The organism is Clostridium sp. C1 (assembly GCF_018223625.1).
Lineage (GTDB): Bacteria > Bacillota_I > Bacilli_A > Erysipelotrichales > Coprobacillaceae > Allocoprobacillus.
This window is the reverse complement of sequence record NZ_CP073631.1, coordinates 1,546,270-1,567,765: the sequence shown is the minus strand read 5'-3', so window position 1 is coordinate 1,567,765 and position 21,496 is coordinate 1,546,270. Positions and strand designations below refer to the sequence as shown.

15 protein-coding genes and 1 pseudogene are annotated in these 21,496 nt (G+C 33.2%); all 16 read left to right on the top strand.

All coding sequences use genetic code 11. The annotated features are described in order from the left end of the window. Window positions 1-94 precede the first annotated feature (94 nt). Window positions 95-1,765, top strand: a complete 1,671-nt coding sequence (locus KEC48_RS08510) for a formate--tetrahydrofolate ligase (RefSeq protein WP_211961958.1) — start codon at window positions 95-97, stop codon at window positions 1,763-1,765. Continuing rightward, complete coding sequence (purE, locus tag KEC48_RS08505; protein WP_239480080.1) at window positions 1,740-2,270, top strand: 5-(carboxyamino)imidazole ribonucleotide mutase; 531 nt, start codon at window positions 1,740-1,742, stop codon at window positions 2,268-2,270. The genes KEC48_RS08510 and purE overlap by 26 nt, the downstream gene beginning before the upstream one ends. Window positions 2,271-2,288: 18 nt before the next feature. Then, a complete protein-coding gene (purC, locus tag KEC48_RS08500) occupies window positions 2,289-2,993 on the top strand; it encodes a phosphoribosylaminoimidazolesuccinocarboxamide synthase (RefSeq protein WP_087358248.1) in 705 nt (234 codons plus the stop codon). Between the two features lie 11 nt (window positions 2,994-3,004). Beyond that, window positions 3,005-4,030 (top strand): phosphoribosylformylglycinamidine cyclo-ligase, encoded by a 1,026-nt coding sequence (gene purM / locus KEC48_RS08495; RefSeq protein ID WP_211961957.1) that lies wholly within the window; start codon window positions 3,005-3,007, stop codon window positions 4,028-4,030. After that, a complete protein-coding gene (purN, locus tag KEC48_RS08490) occupies window positions 4,024-4,617 on the top strand; it encodes a phosphoribosylglycinamide formyltransferase (RefSeq protein ID WP_205089354.1) in 594 nt (197 codons plus the stop codon). Before purM ends, purN begins: the two co-directional genes overlap by 7 nt. Further along, on the top strand, window positions 4,618-6,141 hold the full coding sequence (gene purH, locus KEC48_RS08485) for a bifunctional phosphoribosylaminoimidazolecarboxamide formyltransferase/IMP cyclohydrolase (protein ID WP_211961956.1): 1,524 nt from the start codon (window positions 4,618-4,620) through the stop codon (window positions 6,139-6,141). A 69-nt stretch (window positions 6,142-6,210) separates the two neighbouring features. Then, window positions 6,211-7,467: a phosphoribosylamine--glycine ligase gene (purD, locus tag KEC48_RS16190; RefSeq protein ID WP_087358252.1), complete on the top strand. Its 1,257-nt coding sequence runs from the start codon at window positions 6,211-6,213 to the stop codon at window positions 7,465-7,467. A 9-nt stretch (window positions 7,468-7,476) separates the two neighbouring features. Next, window positions 7,477-11,236: pseudogene (locus KEC48_RS08480) on the top strand (phosphoribosylformylglycinamidine synthase). Then, the gene (gene purB, locus KEC48_RS08475; protein ID WP_087358254.1) at window positions 11,237-12,613 is read left to right on the top strand and encodes an adenylosuccinate lyase; all 1,377 of its coding nucleotides are present in this window, start codon (window positions 11,237-11,239) and stop codon (window positions 12,611-12,613) included. 248 nt (window positions 12,614-12,861) lie between these two features. Then, complete coding sequence (locus tag KEC48_RS08470; protein WP_211961955.1) at window positions 12,862-13,230, top strand: hypothetical protein; 369 nt, start codon at window positions 12,862-12,864, stop codon at window positions 13,228-13,230. A gap of 107 nt (window positions 13,231-13,337) precedes the next feature. Continuing rightward, window positions 13,338-15,035, top strand: coding sequence for a Na/Pi cotransporter family protein (locus KEC48_RS08465; protein ID WP_211961954.1), 1,698 nt, complete (start codon window positions 13,338-13,340; stop codon window positions 15,033-15,035). A 139-nt stretch (window positions 15,036-15,174) separates the two neighbouring features. Then, on the top strand, window positions 15,175-15,552 hold the full coding sequence (locus KEC48_RS08460) for a RidA family protein (protein ID WP_283092238.1): 378 nt from the start codon (window positions 15,175-15,177) through the stop codon (window positions 15,550-15,552). A gap of 1 nt (window position 15,553) precedes the next feature. Then, a complete protein-coding gene (locus KEC48_RS08455) occupies window positions 15,554-15,886 on the top strand; it encodes a hypothetical protein (protein ID WP_211961953.1) in 333 nt (110 codons plus the stop codon). 147 nt (window positions 15,887-16,033) lie between these two features. Continuing rightward, window positions 16,034-18,427, top strand: a complete 2,394-nt coding sequence (locus tag KEC48_RS08450; RefSeq protein WP_211961952.1) for a diguanylate cyclase — start codon at window positions 16,034-16,036, stop codon at window positions 18,425-18,427. Continuing rightward, entirely contained in the window at window positions 18,424-18,771 is a 348-nt protein-coding gene (locus KEC48_RS08445; protein WP_211961951.1) for an Hpt domain-containing protein, read from the top strand. The genes KEC48_RS08450 and KEC48_RS08445 overlap by 4 nt, the downstream gene beginning before the upstream one ends. A gap of 14 nt (window positions 18,772-18,785) precedes the next feature. Next, window positions 18,786-21,287: an ATP-binding protein gene (locus KEC48_RS08440; protein ID WP_211961950.1), complete on the top strand. Its 2,502-nt coding sequence runs from the start codon at window positions 18,786-18,788 to the stop codon at window positions 21,285-21,287. The last annotated feature ends 209 nt before the right edge of the window (window positions 21,288-21,496 follow it).

Here is a 21,496-nt window from a genome sequence, read left to right as displayed (position 1 = left end):
AAATTGACAGCGATATCAATAGTCAAAAGGATGAATTTATGATATAAAGAAAGTGTCAAGAGGTCATAAAATCAAAACAGAAAGGGTGTTAATGATGTTAACAGATGTAGAAATTGCACAAAGTGCAGTAATGGAACCAATTCAAGAAATTGCGAAAAAAGTAGGATTGAATGAAGATGATTTAGAGCTTTATGGAAAATATAAAGCAAAAATTTCTTTAGAAGCTATTAATCAGCTTCAATCAAAAGATAATGGCAAATTAATTTTAGTTACAGCCATTAACCCAACTCCTGCCGGAGAAGGAAAAACAACGACAATGATTGGTTTATCTCAAGCTTTAAATAAGTTAGGGAAAAAATCAGTTGTCGCTATGCGTGAACCAAGTCTAGGACCATGTTTTGGTATTAAAGGTGGAGCTGCTGGTGGTGGCTATGCGCAAGTGGTGCCAATGGAAGACATTAATTTGCATTTTACAGGTGATATTCATGCGATTACCACAGCGAATAACTTGATTGCAGCTATGCTGGATAATTCAATTCAACAAGGCAATCCGTTAGATATTGATACACGTCAGATTGTCTGGAAACGTTGTGTCGATTTAAATGACCGTGCTTTAAGACATATCGTTGTAGGATTAGGTGGTAAAGTCAATGGTGTGCCTCGAGAAGATGGTTTTGATATTTCAGTGGCAAGTGAAGTCATGGCTATTTTATGTCTGGCAACATCTTTAGAAGATTTAAAACAACGTGCTGGACGTATGATTGTGGCTTATAATCATGCTGGTGAACCAGTGACTGTTGATGATATTCAAGCAACAGGAGCCGTCACATTATTATTGAAAGATGCGATTAAACCAAATCTTGTCCAGACATTAGATCATACACCGGTTTTTGTTCATGGAGGACCATTTGCCAATATCGCTCACGGATGTAACTCTGTCATGGCAACCACTTTAGCAATGAAATTAGGTGATTATGCGATTACTGAAGCAGGATTTGGAGCTGATTTAGGGGCTGAAAAGTTCTTAGATATTAAATGTCGTCAAGCAGGATTAAAACCTGATGCAGTTGTGATTGTGGCGACTGTACGTGCCTTAAAGATGCATGGTGGTGTTGCGAAAAAGGATTTAGGAGAAGAAAATTTAGAAGCTTTACGTAAAGGAATTGAAAACTTAGAAAAACATATTGAAAATATTCATAAATATCATTTACCTAGTGTTGTGGCTATTAATGCTTTTCCAACAGACACAGAAGCTGAACTTCAGTTGTTGAAGGATATTTGTTTACAAAAAGGTGTTGATGTCGCTATCAGTGAAGTTTGGGCAAAGGGAGCTGATGGGGGTATTGAATTAGCTGAAAAATTGTTGGATGTTTTAGATACACAGACAGCTGATTTTGAGCCTTTATATGATTTGGATTTATCTATTGAAGAAAAAATCAAAGTCATTGCAAGAGAAATCTATGGTGCTAATGATGTGACTTTCACAAAGAAAGTCATCAATAAAATGAAGAAATATGAAGCACAAGGATTAGGAAAGTTACCAATCTGTATTGCAAAAACACAATATTCACTTTCTGATGATCCAACTTTACTTGGTCGTCCAAGTGGATTTGTAGTTAAAATCAATGATTTGATTCCTAACACAGGAGCAGGTTTTTTAGTTGCGATTAGTGGTGATATTATGCGTATGCCGGGATTACCTAAACAACCTGCAGCAGTGAATATGGATATAGATGAAGATGGAAAAATTGTGGGATTATTTTAAGGAAAGGAATGAAACAATGAAAGTTGCAGTGATTATGGGTTCAACAAGTGATTTACCTAAAGTTGAACCAGCGATTCAGATTTTAAAAGATTATGGTGTCGATGTACAGGTGAGATGTTTATCTGCTCATCGTGCACATGCAGGATTAAGTGCCTTTATGGAAGAAGTGAATACCAATGGTACAGAAGTGATTATTACAGCGGCTGGAATGGCCGCAGCCCTTCCAGGTGTTGTCGCTTCTCAAACCGTATTACCTGTCATTGGTGTTCCATTAAGTGGGGCGACATTAGATGGTATGGATGCTTTATTATCAATTGTCCAGATGCCTTCTGGTATTCCCGTTGCGACAGTCGCTATTAATGGAAGTAAAAATGCAGCTTATTTAGCTTTACAGATGATGGCTGTTCATCATGAACAATTAAAGGCAAAATTATTAGCTTTCCGTCAGGACAATGAAAAACAGGCAATGAAAGCAAATCAGGAAATTATGGAAAAATATCAATAAATAAAGGAGAATCAAACAATGGCAAAATTATTATATGAAGGAAAAGCAAAACAAGTTTATGAAACAGAAAATCCAAATGAATACATTATTCATTATAAAGATGATGCAACAGCTGGTAACGGAGTGAAACATGATCAGTTTGAAGGAAAAGGTGTTTTAAACAATACAATTTCTTGTATTATCTTTGATATGTTAGAAGAAGCAGGAATCAAAACACATATGATTGAAAAAATCAATGAAAGAGATATTCGTGTGAAAAAAGTAGAAATCTTCCCATTGGAAGTTATTATTAGAAATATTACAACAGGATCATTCTGTAAAAGATTAGGGGCTAAAGAAGGTATTGTTTTAGATGAACCAATATTCGAATTAAGTTATAAAAATGATGATTATGGTGATCCATTGATTAATGATGATCATGCAGTCGCATTAGGACTAGCAACACGTGAAGAATTGAAATATATCCGTGAAACAACATTAAAGATTAATGAATTATTAAAAGCATTCTTCTTGAAGTTAAATTTAAAATTGGTTGATTTTAAAATTGAATTTGGAAAAACAGAAGATGGTCAAATCTTATTAGCTGATGAAATTTCACCTGATTCTTGTCGTTTATGGGATGTGGATACAAATCAAAAATATGATAAAGATGTCTTTAGACAAGATATTGGAGATTTAATTGAAACTTATAAAGCAGTACTAGCAAGAATGGAAAATAAATAAGGAGTATAAATATGGATTATAAAAAAGCGGGTGTAGATATTGAAGCTGGGTATCAATCAGTGGAATTGATGAAGGAACATGTCAAAGCGACAATGCGTCCAGAAGTGCTTGGAGGATTAGGTGGTTTTGCCGGTGCCTTTGATTTAAGTGCTATTAAAAATATGGAAGACCCTGTCTTGTTGTCAGGAACTGATGGTTGTGGAACAAAGGTCAAATTAGCTTTTATCTTAGATAAACATGATACGATTGGGATTGATGCAGTCGCTATGTGTGTTAATGATATTGCATGTAGTGGAGGAGAACCTTTATTTTTCCTGGATTATATTGCTTGTGGAAAGAACTATCCTGAAAAAATTGCGACGATTGTTAAAGGGGTGGCTGAAGGATGTATTCAGTCTGAGTGTGCATTAGTTGGTGGTGAAACAGCTGAACATCCGGGATTAATGCCAGAAAATGATTATGATTTAGCTGGTTTTGCAGTCGGTGTCGTGGATAAAAAAGATATTATTGATGGTTCAACAATTAAAGAAGGCGATGTTTTAATTGGTATTGCTTCAAGTGGTGTGCATAGTAATGGTTTTTCTCTTGTCAGAAAAGTTTTTGAGATGAGTGAAGCATCTTTAAATACATATTATGATGAATTAAAGGGAACATTGGGTGAAGTCTTATTAACACCAACAAGAATTTATGTCAAAGCTTTAAAGAATATCAAAAATGCAGGTGTGAAGATTAAAGGATGTTCTCATATTACTGGTGGTGGATTTTATGAAAATGTACCAAGAATGTTACCAGAAAATGCTTTGGCTGTGATTGAAAAGAACAGTTATCCAATTCCACCTATTTTTGATTTAATTCAAAAACAAGGACAGATTGAAGAACAGATGATGTATAATACTTTCAATATGGGTCTTGGTATGGTCATTGCAGTGAATAAAGAGGATGTTGATACAGTTTTAAAAGCCATTGAAGCTTCTGGTGATTATGGTTATGTTGTTGGACATATTGAAGCAGGACAAAAAGGAGTTCAATTATGTTAAAGATTGCTGTGATGATTTCTGGGGGAGGAACTGATTTACAGTCAATTATAGATGCCTGTCAGGCAGGAAAAATCAATGGACAGATTGAACTTGTTATTTCTAATCGTCAAAAGGCATATGGCTTAGAGCGTGCTCAAAAAGCAGGAATTGAAACAGCTGTTGTCAAAAAGAATGATGCATTGATTGTTTCCATGTTCAAGGAAAGACAGATTGATTTGGTTGTTTTAGCTGGTTATTTAGCCATTTTAACAGATGAACTGATTGATGCTTATCCAAATCAGATTATCAATATTCATCCTTCATTGATTCCTTCTTTTTGTGGAGCTGGGATGTACGGGATACATGTTCATGAGGCTGTGTTGAATAGAGGTGTCAAAGTCAGTGGAGCAACTGTTCATTTTGTCAGCCGTGAAATTGATGGTGGACCGATTATTAAACAGGTGGCTTGTGATATTTCTGATTTAGATAAAGCTGAGGATATTCAGGCAAGAGTCTTAGAGATTGAACATCAAATTTTACCTGAAGTTGTAGGATTATATTGTGATGGAAGAATACAAATTGAAAATGGAAGGGTAAAGGTGATTTAAATGAAAAGAGCTTTGATTTCTGTAACGAATAAAGATGGTATTGTGGATTTTGCGAAAGGTTTGGTTGAATTAGGATTTGAAATTGTTTCTACAGGTGGAACAATGAAAGTTTTAGAAGACAATGGTGTTCACTGTATTGCGATTGATGATGTGACTGGTTTTCCAGAAATGTTAGATGGGAGAGTGAAAACTTTACATCCTAAAGTTCATGGTGGATTGTTATTTAAAAGAGATAATCCTGAACATGTCAAAACAATTCAAGAACACAATATTCAACCGATTGACTTGGTTTGTGTGAATTTATATGAATTTGAAAAAGCTTTAAAAGCTGGTAAACCCATGGAAGATATGATTGAAAATATTGATATTGGTGGACCTTCTATGATTAGAAGTGCAGCTAAAAACTTTAAAGATGTTTTGATTGTCACTGATCCTCGTGATTATACAAAAGTTTTAGAAACGATTCAAAATCATCAAGATGATTATGATTTTAGATTACATTTAGCTTATAAAGCTTTTAGTACAACTGGAGCCTATGATGCGATGATTTCACGTTATTTTGCGGATGTATGCCATGATGAATTCCCAGATACTTTAAATATTTCTTTAAAGAAAGTGGAACATTTACGTTATGGGGAAAACTCTCAACAGGCTGCTAATAAATATGAAGACAGTTATGTTCAAAAATCATTATTGGATTATGAACAATTACATGGTAAAGAAATATCTTTTAATAATGTGAATGATTTATATGGAGCTGTGGCTTTAGTGAGAGAATTTGGTGATCAGATTGTCACAGCGGCTATTAAACATTCTACACCTTGTGGAGTGGCTGTTGGAAAAACAGGTTATGATTCTTATATGAAAGCTTATGAAGCTGATCCACAATCTATCTTTGGTGGTATTGTAGCTGTGAACTATAAAATTGATAAACAGACAGCTGAGCAGATGCATAAGATTTTCTTAGAAATTGTAGCTGCACCTGATTTTGACGTGGATGCTTTGGAAGTTTTAAAGAAAAAGAAAAATTTACGTATCTTAAAGTTAAAGAATTTAGATGCCAGAGATGCCAAATATGATATTAAATATCTTGAAGGAAAAGTTTTGGTTCAAGAATTAAATACAAAGATGATTGATGAAATGAAAGTTGTCACTGAAGCCAAACCAACACCAGAACAATTGACAGATATGGAATTTGGTATGAAAGTCGTTAAATATGTCAAATCAAATGCCATCTGTATTGTGAAAAATGGTGTCACATTAGCGATTGGTGGTGGACAAACTTCACGTGTCTGGGCATTGGAAAATGCGATTAGAAATAATCCAGATAAAGACTTTAAAGATTCTGTTCTTGCCAGTGATGCATTCTTCCCATTCAATGACTGTGTCGATGTCGCTGCTAAAGCTGGGGTAGGTGCCATTATCCAACCAGGTGGAAGTATCAGAGATCAGGATTCTATTGATTTATGTAATGAAAAGAATATTCCAATGGTCTTTAGTGGATATAGACATTTTAGACATTAATATCATCAGGCATATCTATTATGATATGCCTCCTATAAGTTTATAATGAAATCATCAAAGGAGATATATATGAAAGTATTAGTGATTGGGAGTGGTGGTCGTGAACATGCGATTGCCTATGCTTTATCAAAAAGTCCTCGTGTCAGTGAGATTCATGCGATACCCGGTAATCCAGGTATTGCTAAAATTGGAACTTGTCATTCAGGAAGTGTTGAAGATTTAGATGGTATTTTAAAGTTTGTTGAAGACTATGGAATTGATTTGACAGTGATTGGACCTGAAGTGCCTTTGTGTATGGGATTGGCTGATTTATTGGAAAGTCATGGTCATAAGGTTTTTGGTCCAACAAAGCAAGCAGCAACATTAGAAGGAAGTAAAGCTTTTTCCAAAGATTTTATGAAAAGACATCATATTCCTACAGCAGCGTATCAGGAAGTCAATTCTTATCAAGAAGCTATCCAAGCTTTAAATCAATTTGATTATCCGGTTGTTGTGAAAGCTGATGGTTTAGCGGCAGGGAAAGGTGTTATCATTTGTGAAGATGAAGCGACAGCCAAACAGGCCTTAAAAGAGATGATGGTTGATGGTGCTTTAGATGGTGCTGGGTCAAAGGTTGTCTTAGAAGAATTTTTAACAGGTTTTGAATGTTCATTACTTTGCTTTACAGATGGTGAAACTATTGTTCCAATGGTGAGTGCTAAAGATCATAAACAGATCTATGATGGAAATAAAGGCCCTAATACAGGAGGTATGGGAACTGTATCACCTAATCCTTTCTTACCAGAAGGTATGGATGAAGTTTTCCAGAAAGATATTTTAGAACCATTTATGGCTGGATTAAAAGCTGATCATATGGATTATCGTGGGGTTGTTTTTATTGGGTTAATGATTGAAAACAAACAACCAAAAGTGTTGGAATTTAATGTGCGTTTTGGTGATCCAGAAACACAATCCATCTTATTAAGATTAGATACAGATTTATTTGATATTATGTATGCTGTGAGTACAAAAACATTAAAAGATGTAAAAGTAAAATGGAAAGATGAACAGGTGGCTTGTCTTGTTCTAGCAAGTGCTGGATATCCTGGAAGTTATGAAAAAGGTAAAGTCATTACAGGTCTTGATCAGCTTGATGATGATATGATTGTCTTCCATGCAGGAACAGCTGTAAATGACAAGGGGGAACTTGTGACAAATGGTGGACGTGTATTAAATATTTGTGCTTTAGGTCAAACATTGGAAGAAACAAGACAAAAGGTTTATCAAGCTGCCACAATCATTGATTTTGATGGTAAATATTATCGTAAAGATATTGGATTAAATTGAGGTGAAAAGATGAGTAAAGTCTATCGTGTATATGTTGAAAAGAAAAAAGCTTATGGGGTGGAAGCTAATGAGCTATTAAATAATATTCAAACCCAATTAAAGATGTCAAATGTGACAGCTGCCAGTGTTGTTAATCGTTATGATTTACAAGGTGTGAGTGAAGATGTCTTGAAACAGGGAATTCCAACGATTTTAAGTGAACCAATGGTTGATGATGTTTATTTAGAAGATTATCCTGTTGATAGTGATGCAAAAGTATTTGCGATTGAATTTCTACCTGGTCAATATGATCAAAGAGCAGATGCCTGTGAACAATGTTTCCAAGTTTTAACAGGTGAGAAAAATGTGAAAGTCAAATGTGCAAAACTTATTGTTTTACAAGGAAACCTCACTGATCAGGATATTGAACGTATTCAAAAGTATTTAATTAATCCAGTGGATCAACGTCTAGCTTCATTGGATAAACCAGAACATTTGAATGATGAAGATGTGCATATTGATCCTGTACCTGTTATTGATGGATTTATAGATATGAGTGATGATGAGTTAAAGGCATTCATTCAAGACAATGGAATGGCGATGAATGAGGATGATTTGAAAGTCACTCAAGATTATTTTAAGAATGAAGAAAAACGTAATCCTACAGAAACAGAATTAAAAGTATTGGATACTTATTGGTCTGATCATTGTCGACATACAACGTTTGCGACTATTATTACAGATTTAGATATTGAAAATGGAGCTTTTAAAGAAATCTTAGAAAAAGATGTTGAAAATTATAAAACATCACGTCATTTGGTTTATGGTGTGAATACAGATCGTCCATTAACTTTAATGGATTTAGCAACCATTTCAATGAAAGAGTTAAGAAAAACAGGTTATTTAGATGATATGGAAGTATCAAAAGAAATCAATGCCTGTTCCGTAGAATTAACTGTTCATACCAGTGATGGTGATGAAGACTGGTTATTGATGTTTAAAAATGAAACACATAACCATCCTACAGAAATTGAACCATTTGGAGGAGCAGCGACTTGTTTAGGTGGAGCGATTCGTGATCCACTTTCAGGACGTGCCTATGTTTATCAGTCTATGCGTATTACAGGTGCTGGTGATCCAAGACAGCCATTGGATGAAACCATGAAAGGAAAACTGCCTCAACGTAAAATTTGTCAGGAAGCAGCTCATGGATTTTCAAGTTATGGAAATCAGATCGGTTTAACAACAGGTTTTGTTCATGAAGTCTATGATGATGGATTCCTTGCAAAACGTATGGAACTTGGCGCTGTGGTAGCCGCCGCTCCAAAAGATCAGGTCAAACGTTTAGAACCATTAAAAGGACATATTGTTTTATTAATTGGTGGTAGAACTGGTCGTGATGGAATTGGTGGAGCAACCGGTTCATCAAAATCTCATGAGCTCAAAACGACAACGACAGCTGGAGCAGAAGTTCAAAAAGGAAATCCTGTTGAAGAAAGAAAAATTCAAAGATTATTTAGAAATCCAGAAGTTTCAAAACGTATCGTACGTTGTAATGACTTTGGTGCTGGTGGTGTCTGTGTCGCTGTCGGAGAACTGGCTGATGGACTAGATATCAATTTAGATGCTGTTTTGAAAAAATATGAAGGTTTAACAGGAACAGAATTAGCCATTTCAGAATCACAGGAACGTATGGCTATTGTCATTGATCCAAGTGATGAAGCTTTTATCAAAGCAGCCTGTGATCAAGAAAATCTGGAAGTTGTCAAAGTCGCAACAGTGACTGATCAAAATCGTTTAGTCATGACATATATGAATCAGACAGTTGTTGATTTGAGTCGTGATTTCTTAGATAAAAATGGGGCTTCTCGTTATCAAAAAGTCCATGTTGATTTACCAGACTTTGTACATACACCATTTATGGTCAAACCACAACAATCTTTTGTGGAAACATCAAAAGAAGTGTTAAGTCGTTTATCTGTATGTAGTCAAAAAGGTTTGGTTGAAAGATTTGATTCATCAATTGGAAATGGAACTGTTTTATCACCATTTGGTGGAAAAACTTTAAGAACAGAAACAGAAGGTATGGCAGCCTTGATTCCTGTTTTAAATAAGGAAACAACAACATGTTCATTAATGAGTTATGGATATAATCCATTGATTTCTAAATGGTCACCATATCATGGAGCTGTTTATGCGATTGTAGAATCAATTGCGAAAATTGTCGCAATGGGTGGAAATTATCATACTATTCGTTTTTCATTCCAGGAATATTTTGAAAAACTATTAGATGTTCCAGCAAAATGGGGAAAACCATTTGCTGCATTATTGGGTGCTTATCGTGTGCAATCTGAAATGAAATTACCTTCAATTGGGGGAAAAGATTCTATGTCTGGTTCATTTGAAGATATTCATGTCCCACCAACACTTGTATCCTTTGCGATTACAGGTAGTGAAGTAGAAGATGTGATGACACCAGAATTAAAAGCTTCAGGACATACATTAGTCGAAGTGATGTTACCAAAAGATCAATATCATATTTATGATTTTGATGTTTTAAAAGCACAATATGATGGTATCATGCAATTGATGAAAGAGAAAAAAGTATATAGTGCCTATACAGTGAAAGATGGTGGTGTCATTGAAGCTGTTTATAAAATGGCATTTGGAAATGCTGTAGGGGTTCAATTTAATAATGATTTAGAATTAGATTCATTGATTCAAAAAGATTATGGACATATTATCTTAGAAGTTGAAAATGATGAAGTCGTGACATTACCACATACAAGAATCATTGGACATACAATAAAAGATTCTGTTATGATATATCATGATGAAACTTTATCATTAGATGAAGCTTATCAAGTCTATGAATCTGTTTTAGATGATGTTTATCCAACAACAGAAAAAGCACCAACTCAAGATATCATTGTGAAAGATTGTCATCAAAGAAGTGAATTAAAAGCCAAACAAACATATGATGAAGTCAAAGTTGTGATTCCTGTTTTTCCAGGTACAAACTGTGAATATGATTCAAAACGTGCTTTTGAACGTGCTGGAGCGACTGTTCAGCTTGTCTTAATGCGTAATAAGACAGCCAAAGAAATGAAAGATTCTGTAGATGAATTAGAAGCAGCTATCAGACAATCACAAATCATGATGTTGCCGGGTGGATTTAGTGCCGGGGATGAACCAGAAGGTTCTGGTAAGTTTATTGCAACGGTATTAAGAAGTCCACAGTTAAAAGAAGCGATTGATGATTTATTAGACAATCGTGATGGTTTGATGATTGGTATCTGTAATGGATTCCAGGCTTTAATTAAACTAGGATTATTGCCTTATGGTCATATTAAAGATATGGATGAAAATGATCCAACATTAACATTTAATACAATTGGTCGTCACTTATCTCAAATGGTAGATACAAGAATTGCTTCTGTGAAATCACCATGGCTTGCAGGTGTAAACGTTGGTGATATTCATACGGTTCCTATTTCTCATGGGGAAGGTCGCTTTGTGGCACCAAAAGCAGTGATTGAAGAACTCTTTGAAAATGGACAAGTCTTTAGTCAATATGTTGATTCTCATCATCAACCAACAATGGTTTCACCATATAATCCTAATGGTTCTATGATGGCTATTGAAGGTATTATTTCACGTGATGGACATGTTTTAGGTAAGATGGCACATAGTGAAGCGTCAAGGAGAAAATAGAAATAAGAATATTTATGGTGAAATGGATCAGAAATTATTTGAAGCTGGTGTAAATTATTTTAAAGGTGGTAAATAAATGGAAAGACAAGTTTTTGAAAGTATGACACTTTGTCCAATAGATGGACGTTATGCAGGGATTAAAGATGCTTTGGCTCCTTATTTTAGTGAATATGCTTTAGTCAAATATCGTGTATTTGTTGAAATTCAATGGTTGAAATTTTTAATTGAAAATATTGATAATGACATCTTAAAGAGATTTGATCAATCAAAGATGAATCAAATTGAAGCCATTGCCAATGATTTTGATGAAGCAGCTTTTGCGAAGATTAAAGAGATTGAAGCCACAACACGTCATGATGTCAAAGCTGTAGAATATTATATTGGTAATACTTTAAAAGAGATGGGATATGATTATTTAATCAGCTTTGTGCATATTGGATGTACTTCAGAAGATATTAACAATACATCTTATGCTTGTATGATCAAACATGGTTTAAAAGATGTCTGGTTAAAAAAAGCGAATGAAGTTGTAGATGCAATGAATAAATGGGCAAGTGAACATAGTGATGATGCTATGCTTGCGCATACACATGGTCAACCTGCCACACCAACAACAATTGGTAAGGAATTTAAAGTTTATGCTTATCGTTTTGCTTCTAGTATTGAAAACGTTGAAAATATTCAAATCAAAGCCAAATTCAATGGTGCAACAGGAAATTATAGTGCGATTTTAACAGCTTTCCCTAATATAGATTGGCCTTCTATGGCTAAAAGATTTGTTGAAGAATATTTAGGTTTAACTTTCAATCCATTCACAACACAAATTGAAAGTCATGATTATACATGTCATATTTTAGATGGTATTCGTCATTTTAATAATGTGTTAATGGATTTAGATGTGGATATGTGGTTATATATTTCTATGGAATACTTTAAACAGATTCCGGTTCAAGGAGAAGTTGGAAGTAGTACAATGCCTCATAAAGTCAATCCAATTCGTTTTGAAAATAGTGAGGCGAATGCGGATATGTCTAATCATATTTGTGTTGCATTGTCTAACAAATTACCTAAATCTCGTATGCAAAGAGATTTATCTGATTCTTCAAGTCAAAGAAATTTAGGATTAGCCTTTGGTTATTCTTTACAGGCTATGAATGAAACATTAAATGGACTTGCAAAATGTGTTGTTAATAAAGAAAAATTAGCAGCTGATCTCAATGAAAAATGGGAAGTTTTAGCTGAACCTATTCAAACAATGTTGAGAAAATATGGTGTCCCAGATGCTTATGATACTTTAAAAGCTCTAACAAGAGGAAAGAGTATTTCTAAAGAAGATATTTTGAAATTTGCGGAAAGTTTAGATGTTTTATCTGATGAAGATCGTGAAACTTTAGTGAATATGACACCTGCTTCTTATATTGGAAAAGCAAGTGAATTGGCAAAAATGAAATAGTTTAACAAGGGTAATGAATTGATTTTCATTATCCTTTTTAGAACTTGTCTATGAAATTTGTATAAGATGCCAAATACGGAAGTAAAACAATGCCAAACAGGGAAGTAAAATGAAGCCAAATACGGAAGTCATATTTATTTTATGAGATTTAAAATCAATAATTGTATTTATTTGTTTTTGAATATTGAAATAAAAAGGTTGTCTAATGTGTGTAGTGGAGTACAATAAAAGATAAGGAGATGGTTAAGATGTATCGTATTTATCATACAGGGTTACCTAAAGAACAGTTAAAGAAGATTAAAAATAGAGAATACACACATGATGAGATTGAATATTTATATCAATGGATTTATCGTCATTATCAGGCAAAGCAAAGAGCATGGATCATAGCTATAATTATGGTGAGTGTGATTTTGATTGTTGTGGGATTACTGGGGTTATTAAAAGTGGATGAAAAGATCATGCTCATCTATTTAGGAGCGATGCTGGTAACGACGCTTATGTGTGTTTTGATCTGTATTTATGTGAAAATCAATATGGTGAATAAGGATATCAAACAATTTCAAAAGGCTTTGAGTGTTGGTTATCCAGAGCTTTATGAGAGAATCATTTCATGATTTCATTGTCAAAAAATGTATATAAAATGTTAAGATTATGTTAAGAATGTTTACATTAAGTTAGGAATATGTTAAGTTTTTATTGTGTATAAGCGAGGAGGGACATGATGGAACTGACGAACATATTCTCTTTACTTGGGGGATTAGCTCTATTCCTTTATGGGATGACAATGATGTCAAATGGTTTAGAGCTGGCTGCCGGGAATAAGATGAAGTCAATTTTGGAAAAATTGACAACAAATCGTTTTTTAGGAGTTGGAGTAGGAGCTTTAATTACAGCGATTATTCAATCATCTTCAGCAACAACAGTCATGGTTGTAGGATTTGTGAATGCAGGATTGATGCAATTAACAAATGCTGTATGGGTGATTATGGGAGCTAATATTGGAACAACCATTACAGGGCAGCTGATTGCCTTAGATATTACAGCATTAGCACCGATTATTGCTTTTGTTGGGGTTGTTTTGATAGCATTCTTTAAAAGCAAGAAACTTGATGCTTTTGGAGAAATCATTGCTGGTTTAGGTATTTTATTTATGGGGATGGAAATGATGTCTACAGCAATGATTCCATTAAGAGAATCAACAGAATTTGCTAATATTGTTGCAAACTTCCAGAATCCATTGATTGGTATTCTTGTGGGGGCAGTCTTTACAGCAATCATTCAATCATCTTCAGCATCAGTTGGTATTTTACAGGCTTTAGCGATGAGTGGCGTTGTCACACTCCCATCAGCAATCTATGTTTTATTTGGACAAAACATTGGAACATGTATCACAGCTGTATTGGCTTCAATTGGTGCTAATCGTAATGCGAAACGTACAACAATCATTCATTTATCATTTAATATCATTGGAACAATTATTTTTGTGATTGTTAGTATGTTGACACCATTTGCATCGTTTATGGCATCATTGACACCTACCAATCCAGCGGCTCAAATTGCCAATGTACATACTTTATTCAATATTGTGACAACAATTATCTTGTTGCCAATTGGAACAAAATTAGTAGATTTATCATTTATTATCTTACCAGAGAAACCAGAACTGGAAGGAAAGATGCAGTTGAAATATCTGGATTTTGGTATCTTTACAAATGATTATCATATTGGGACAAGTGCAATAGCGAATACACAATTATTCAATGAAACACAAAACATGTTGGATGTAGCAATTGATAATGTCAGAAAATCATTTGAACTTTTGATAGAGTTCAAGGAAGATAAATATGAAAAGTTACAGAAAAATGAGGAATATATTAATTTTCTTAATAAGAATATTGTAGAATTTACAACCAGTGCGATTTCAACAGAATTTCCAATAGAAGGGTCACAGACAATAGGATTATTCTTAAAAATATCAGCAGATATTGAAAGAATTGGAGATCATGCGATGAACATTGCTCAAAGAGCAGAAAGATTATATAAGGAAAATAAGCATTTCTCACATGAAGCGATGGATGAAATTGGAATTATGAGTAGTTTGTGTGTGAATATACTTGATGAGTTAAAGATTATGAACTATGATGAGTTCAGTGGAATTGTAGATAAGGTTGATGTGATAGAAGAAAATATAGATAAGACACATCATCAGTTTTCAGTAAATCAGTTAAGCCGATTAAAGGATAAAAGATGTACAACAGAGAATAGTGTTGTGTATACAAAGATTTTAACAGACTTTGAAAGAATAGGGGATCATGGATTAAATATAGCCAAAGGTTTCTATAAGGCCAGAGAAGCCATGAAAGCGATGAAAATGGTAAAACCAGAAATGATTGAAGAAGTCAATAGTGAAAATGCTTAAGAACTTTATGTAAGAACATAAAGTTCTTTTTTTGATAATACTGAAAATGTATATGGGCATCACAACAATATTTGATATAAACAGTAGTTTATAAAATAAAAGTTTGGTATAATATTTTAATAAAAATAAGGAGGTTGTGATAATGAAAAAAGTTGTAGAAACAAAAAAAGCACCGGGTGCTATTGGACCATATAGTCAAGGAATTGATATTGGTAATCTCATTTTCTTTTCTGGACAAATTCCTTTGAATCCAGAAACAGGTGAAATGCCAGAAGGAATTGAAGCACAGACAAAACAAGCTTTAGAAAATGTCAAAGGACTGTTAGAAAGTCAAGGGTTAGATTTTTCTCATGTTGTGAAAACAACTGTCTTTTTAGACAATATGGATGATTTTAATACTGTCAATAGCATCTATGCTCAATATTTTGTAGAGCCATATCCTGCCAGAAGTGCTGTTGAAGTAGGACGTTTACCTAAAGGTGCACTTATAGAAGTAGAGATTATTGCTTGTAAATAAGATGGTGATCTTAGTAGAAAGATTCCAGCATTATATACGTGTTTATTATGATGATGGACATACTGAGGTCTTGTTTGAAGATATTCAAAGCTATCTTCAACAAAAAAGAATTAAAAAGGGATACAAGAATGCTATTGTATTACATGAAAACTGGTTATATCCAACAATGAATCAGAAGGATTTTTCTTGTCATTGGGTGAATTTAAAATATTTACATCATCAAAATAAGTATTGTCAGAATTTACTTCATGATAAGAGTTTATATCAAAAAGCCAGAATCATGTATATAAAACAAATCCAAAAAGAAATAAATATCGATTGTATTAAAGAATGAAAGAAAACTTTCATTCTTTTTTGGCGTTATAAGATTCATTTTGTTTGACGACAATAGAAAGTGTCGATATGATAGGAAATGAAAGACTTTATAAAGGTCTAAAATTCATATATAATGAAAGAAATAAAATGAAATGAGTGGACAGATATGAAAGATAAAATATTAATTGTTGATGATTCTCAAATGAATAGAGAATTTTTAAAAGAAATTTTATGTCATGATTATGATATTATTCTAGCAGAAAATGGAGTTGAAGCCATTTCTTTGATGAAAAACCATCTTTCATCATTATCTTTAATATTACTGGATTTAATAATGCCAGAAATGGATGGTTTTGAAGTCTTAACTTATATGAATAAGTATCAATGGATACATGATATACCTGTAATGATTATTTCATCAGAAAATTCTGGAAAATATATTGGACGTGTTTATGATTTAGGGGCAAGTGATTTTATCAGTCGACCTTTTAATGTGAATATTGTTCAAAAACGTGTATCTAATATTATATCTCTTTATTCTAAACAACGTCGTTTAAAGGATATTGTGACTGAACAGGTTTATGAAAAAGAAAGTCGTAGTAATCTCATGATTTCTGTATTAAGTCATATTGTTGAATTTAGAAATGGAGAAAGTGGATTACATATCATTCATATCAATATGATTACAGAAAAATTATTGTATGCTTTGTTAAGAAAAGATCCTACATGTTCATTGACATCACAAGATATTTCATTGATCACAATGGCATCTTCACTACATGATATTGGTAAGATATCTATTTCAGATAAGATTTTAAATAAACCAGGACGTTTAACACCGGAAGAATTTACAATTATGAAAACACATGCATCTATTGGTGGTGATATTATTCGAGGTTTACAATGGGATCAAAATGATCCATTACTTAAAGTGGCTTATGAAATATGTCGTTGGCACCATGAAAGATGGGATGGCAGGGGTTATCCTGATGGATTAAAGGGAGATGAGATTCCTTTATCAGCACAAGTTGTTTCTCTTGCTGATGTTTATGATGCTTTAACAAGTGACAGATGTTATAAGAAGGCTATTCCTCATAAAAAAGCGATACAGATGATTATGAATGGGGAATGTGGTCAATTTCAACCTATGTTATTAGAATGTTTGCTTGATATTGAAGATGAACTTCTAGATATTTCACTTGCATCTGATGAAATGATGGGAATGCCAAAAACATGGCAGACACAAAAAGTTGTTCAGGAATTAGGACAATATGATGATTTGACTGTGACTAGACAAGTTTTAGATCAGTTGGATATTGAAAAAATCAAATCTCAGTTTTTCTTTGATAAACAGGAACAATTAGCATTTATTTATAATGAAACACTAGACATTATGTATTTATCACATAATGCCGCTAAACGCTTAGAACTTCCCGAAACGATAATGAGTCCGATGGAAAGAGATGATCAAGATCGTTTAAAAATAAGATTAACAAAATTAAGCCATAAAGCAAAAGAAACATCTATAGAAAATCCATTTTTTGAATATGAATTTGTTTTTGATATAGATGGAAAAGCTTCTTTGTGTCATTTCCAATGTTGCGCTATCTGGTTAGGTGTTAAAGATTCACGCTTTATAGGTTTTATGGGATTTTTAGATAAGGAACAATTATTTGAGGATGAACATCCTCAAGAAATCTCTTGTTTTAAGAAAGTCCAATTTCAAACATTATTACGTGAACTTGATAAGATTTTTGATAAGATCATTCTTATTGATATCCTATTAGGAAAATCTGTGAAGATCACATCATCTATCATTGATCATATGTCGTTTTTACAACATGATACTTTGTGGAAACACCATGATATGTCAGTCGAAAGTGCTTGTGTACAGGCTTTTAGACATCGTTCTAAAATTGTTCATTTTGATTATCAGCCTCAGCGTATTTATTATGCAATCAGTCAATATGTAGAAGTAGAAGGACAGGGATATGTTCTAGAATATAAATTAAAAATGCATGATGATATTTTTAAAAATGATAAACAGTACCAAAATATGTTGAAAACATTGAATTATATGCAGGAAAGTATGTATTTAGATGGATTGACAGAAGTTTATAATCGTCGTTATTTGGAAGATGAAATGTTTCAAAAAGAAGATATAACGGCTTTAGCTATGGTTGATTTGGATCGTTTTAAAGAAGTGAATGATCAGTTTGGACATTTGGCAGGAGATAAAGTATTACAAAAAGTGGCACATATTTTAAAGAGAAATGTACGTGATAAGGATGAGGTGATTCGTTATGGTGGAGATGAATTTATTATTTTATTCCATCAAATGCCAGAAAGTATTCTTAATGAAAGATTGAATGATATTCGACATGAAGTAGAAAGTCTTGGTATTCAGGATTATCCTCATTTAAAAGTCACATGTACAATAGGATGTGCCTGTGGCACATATCAACAATCATTATTAAAACAGGCGGATAAGATGATGTATCAGGCGAAAATTCATCGTAACAGTGTTAAAATTCATTATGGAAAGGAAGAAAAATCATGACAATTCAAACATTTTATGAAGTTATTGGAGAAGATTATGAAGATGTTTTCAATCGTTTTATGATGGAAAGTCTGGTTGTGAAATTTGTGAAGAAGTTTATTGAAGATCCAACCTTTGATATGTTAGAGCAGTCATTGGAAAATCATGATGTTCAAGAAGCTATAAGAGCCAGTCATACTTTCAAGGGAATCTGTGATAATATGGGTTTTGTGAAATTAAAAAAACAAAGTGAAAAGATGACAGAATTATTAAAAGCAGGTGCTTTTCAAGAAGTTAAAAAGCTTTTACCAGCTTTCAAACAGGAATATCAATGGATTATTGAAAATGCTCAAAAATTGTTATAAAAGAGGTGGGAGTTTTGCGTAAAAATCAATCAACTCTATCGATTATCATGAGTTCTTTAACATTATTGATCGTCATAGCCATTATAACAATTTCAGTTTTTCTGGTGAGAAATAAGTTATTAAAAAATGCTCAAGATATGGGGATGGCACTTGTCCAAAGTTATGCTATGGAAGAAGAAACAACGATTACGATGTTTAAAGATTTTTTAGATATGGGATCACAATATGTTAATGAATTGAGTGAAAAGAAAAATAGTGAACAAACAATTCAATTGTGGATGAAAGATTATTTTAGTAAATTGACACATATTTTGGGAGAAAAGATTGTTGATCCTTATGCGGTTATTGATGAAAAAATCATTGCTCAAAAAGCATGGACAGGTGATCAGACTTATCGTTATCAAGATACGAGATGGTATCAACAGGCTCTTGAAAATCCGGGCCAAATTATGTTTACAGATGCTTATCAAGATGTCATTACAAATGAAACGATTATTACAGCAAGTATTGCTTTAGAAAATGAAGGTGATGTTCTGGCAATGGATATCTACCCTTCTAAAATTGTTGCTGATCAAAAGAAGATTCAAAGTGCTTATCAAAATAGTTTCTTTTATATGAGTGATTCTAAAGGACAACTGATTTATGCTTTGACACCTTATGAAATGGAGCAATCACAATTACAGGAGTATAATCATGATTTATTTACCAGCATTCAAAAAGGAGAATATGCACATTATGATGATTATTATGTCAATCAAGAAGGAAAGCAGATAGGTGTTTATTATTATCAGATGGATAATGGCTGGATAGCCATTATGACCATTCCTTTTCAAGATTTATTAATGGATGAAAGCAATTTCCTTATTTATATTTTAGTGGTGACAGGAATCATTTTTATTATCATTTTATTCATTATGATTATTAAAAATGTAAGACAATTAAGAAAGATTCGTCGTTTTGATCAAATCATTCAAATCTTATCAGAATCCTATTATGCTATGTATCGTATCCATATCCATAATGGAACATATGAAGTGATTAAAACATCACCAGCATATCAGCTTGATTTGCCAAAAACAGGACCTTATCAACAATTATTAAAAACCGTTCGGACTGTTGTAGAACAAGGAGCTTTTCAAGAGTTTTCAATGTGTTTTTCTTTAGAAAGTATTCGAGGACGTGTACAAGAAGGAATCAGTGATTATGGTGGGGATTTTAAAAGACGTTTTGAAGATGATTATCGTTGGGTGAATGTCAGAACATTATATAATCAAAAAATATCAAGGGATGAAGTGATTCTTTGTTTTAAGGATGTGGATGTGGAAAAACGTCAAGAATTAGGACATATGCTTTTATTACAAAGAACATTGGAAACAAATAAAAAGAATATTGAAGCCAAAACAGCTTTCTTTAATCATATGAGTCATGATATGAGAACACCTCTAAATGCCATTATTGGTTTTTCTAAATTGGCTTTAAAACATCTTGATGAATCAGATAAAATCAAAGATTATTTAAAGAAAATCAGTTATTCTGGAAATCAATTATTAGCATTGATCAATGATATATTAGAATTATCAAAGATGGAAGCAGGACAAAGACATTTAGATTATAAGACTTTTGATATAGAAAAAGCGATTCATGAAACATGGGGATTGTTTGAAGAACGTATGATTGAAGAAAAGAAAGTATTTCAATTACATATAGATATACAAAATACAATGGTTATAGGTGATGAATTTAAGGTTCATCAGATATTAAATAATTTATTATCGAATGCTGTGAAATATAGTGAAAGTGGTGATCAAATTACTTTAGATGTAAAAGAGATGATTTATCAAAATCATCATAAAATACAGTTTGTTGTTGAAGATACGGGAATAGGTATGTCACAACCATTTTTGGAACATCTTTTTGAACCTTATGCCAGAGAAACACATTTTAGTGTGAAGTCAACAATAGGAACAGGGTTAGGAATGCCGATTGTCAAAAGTCTGGTGGAACAGATGAGTGGTGAAATCACTGTAGAAAGTGAACTGGGGAAAGGAACAAAGTTTACAGTGATGATTCCTTTTGAGATTGTTCAAAAACAAGAGGACATTCCAGTTTCTAAAAGTGATGTATCCCTTCTTAAAGGGAAACGTGTTTTGCTGGTAGAAGATAATGATTTAAATATGGAGATTGCCAGTGAAATGTTGAAAATGAATGATATGGAAGTCATCACTGCCAAAAATGGGCAGGAAGCTCTCCATGTGTTTGAAACATCACCACTCTTTTCCATTGATATGATTTTAATGGATATGCAGATGCCTGTGATGGATGGCTGTCAGGCAACAGAAACGATTCGTCAGCTAGATCGTCCCGATGCAAAAACTGTCATGATTATTGCTTTAACGGCTAATGCTTTTTCAGAGGATGTTTCTAAGGCTTTAAGAGCAGGGATGAATGCGCATGTATCAAAACCTATTCGTATGAAAGTCTTAAATCAAGTGATGAGTGATTTATTATCGAAGTAAATAATATTGATGAATTATATATTTTATTAAAAAAGGGGCTGTAACGAAATAACTTTTTAAAGAGTTGATTTTGTTTCAGCTCTTTTCTTTTTCTGTTTTTAGGCAATAAAAAAACATCTTTTCTCTTCTTCTGATTTCAAGATGTAATATTTTTGTTGATTTTTCTTCTGTTTTCCCTGTTTTTGGGCGCAATATCCCTATATCGCTCA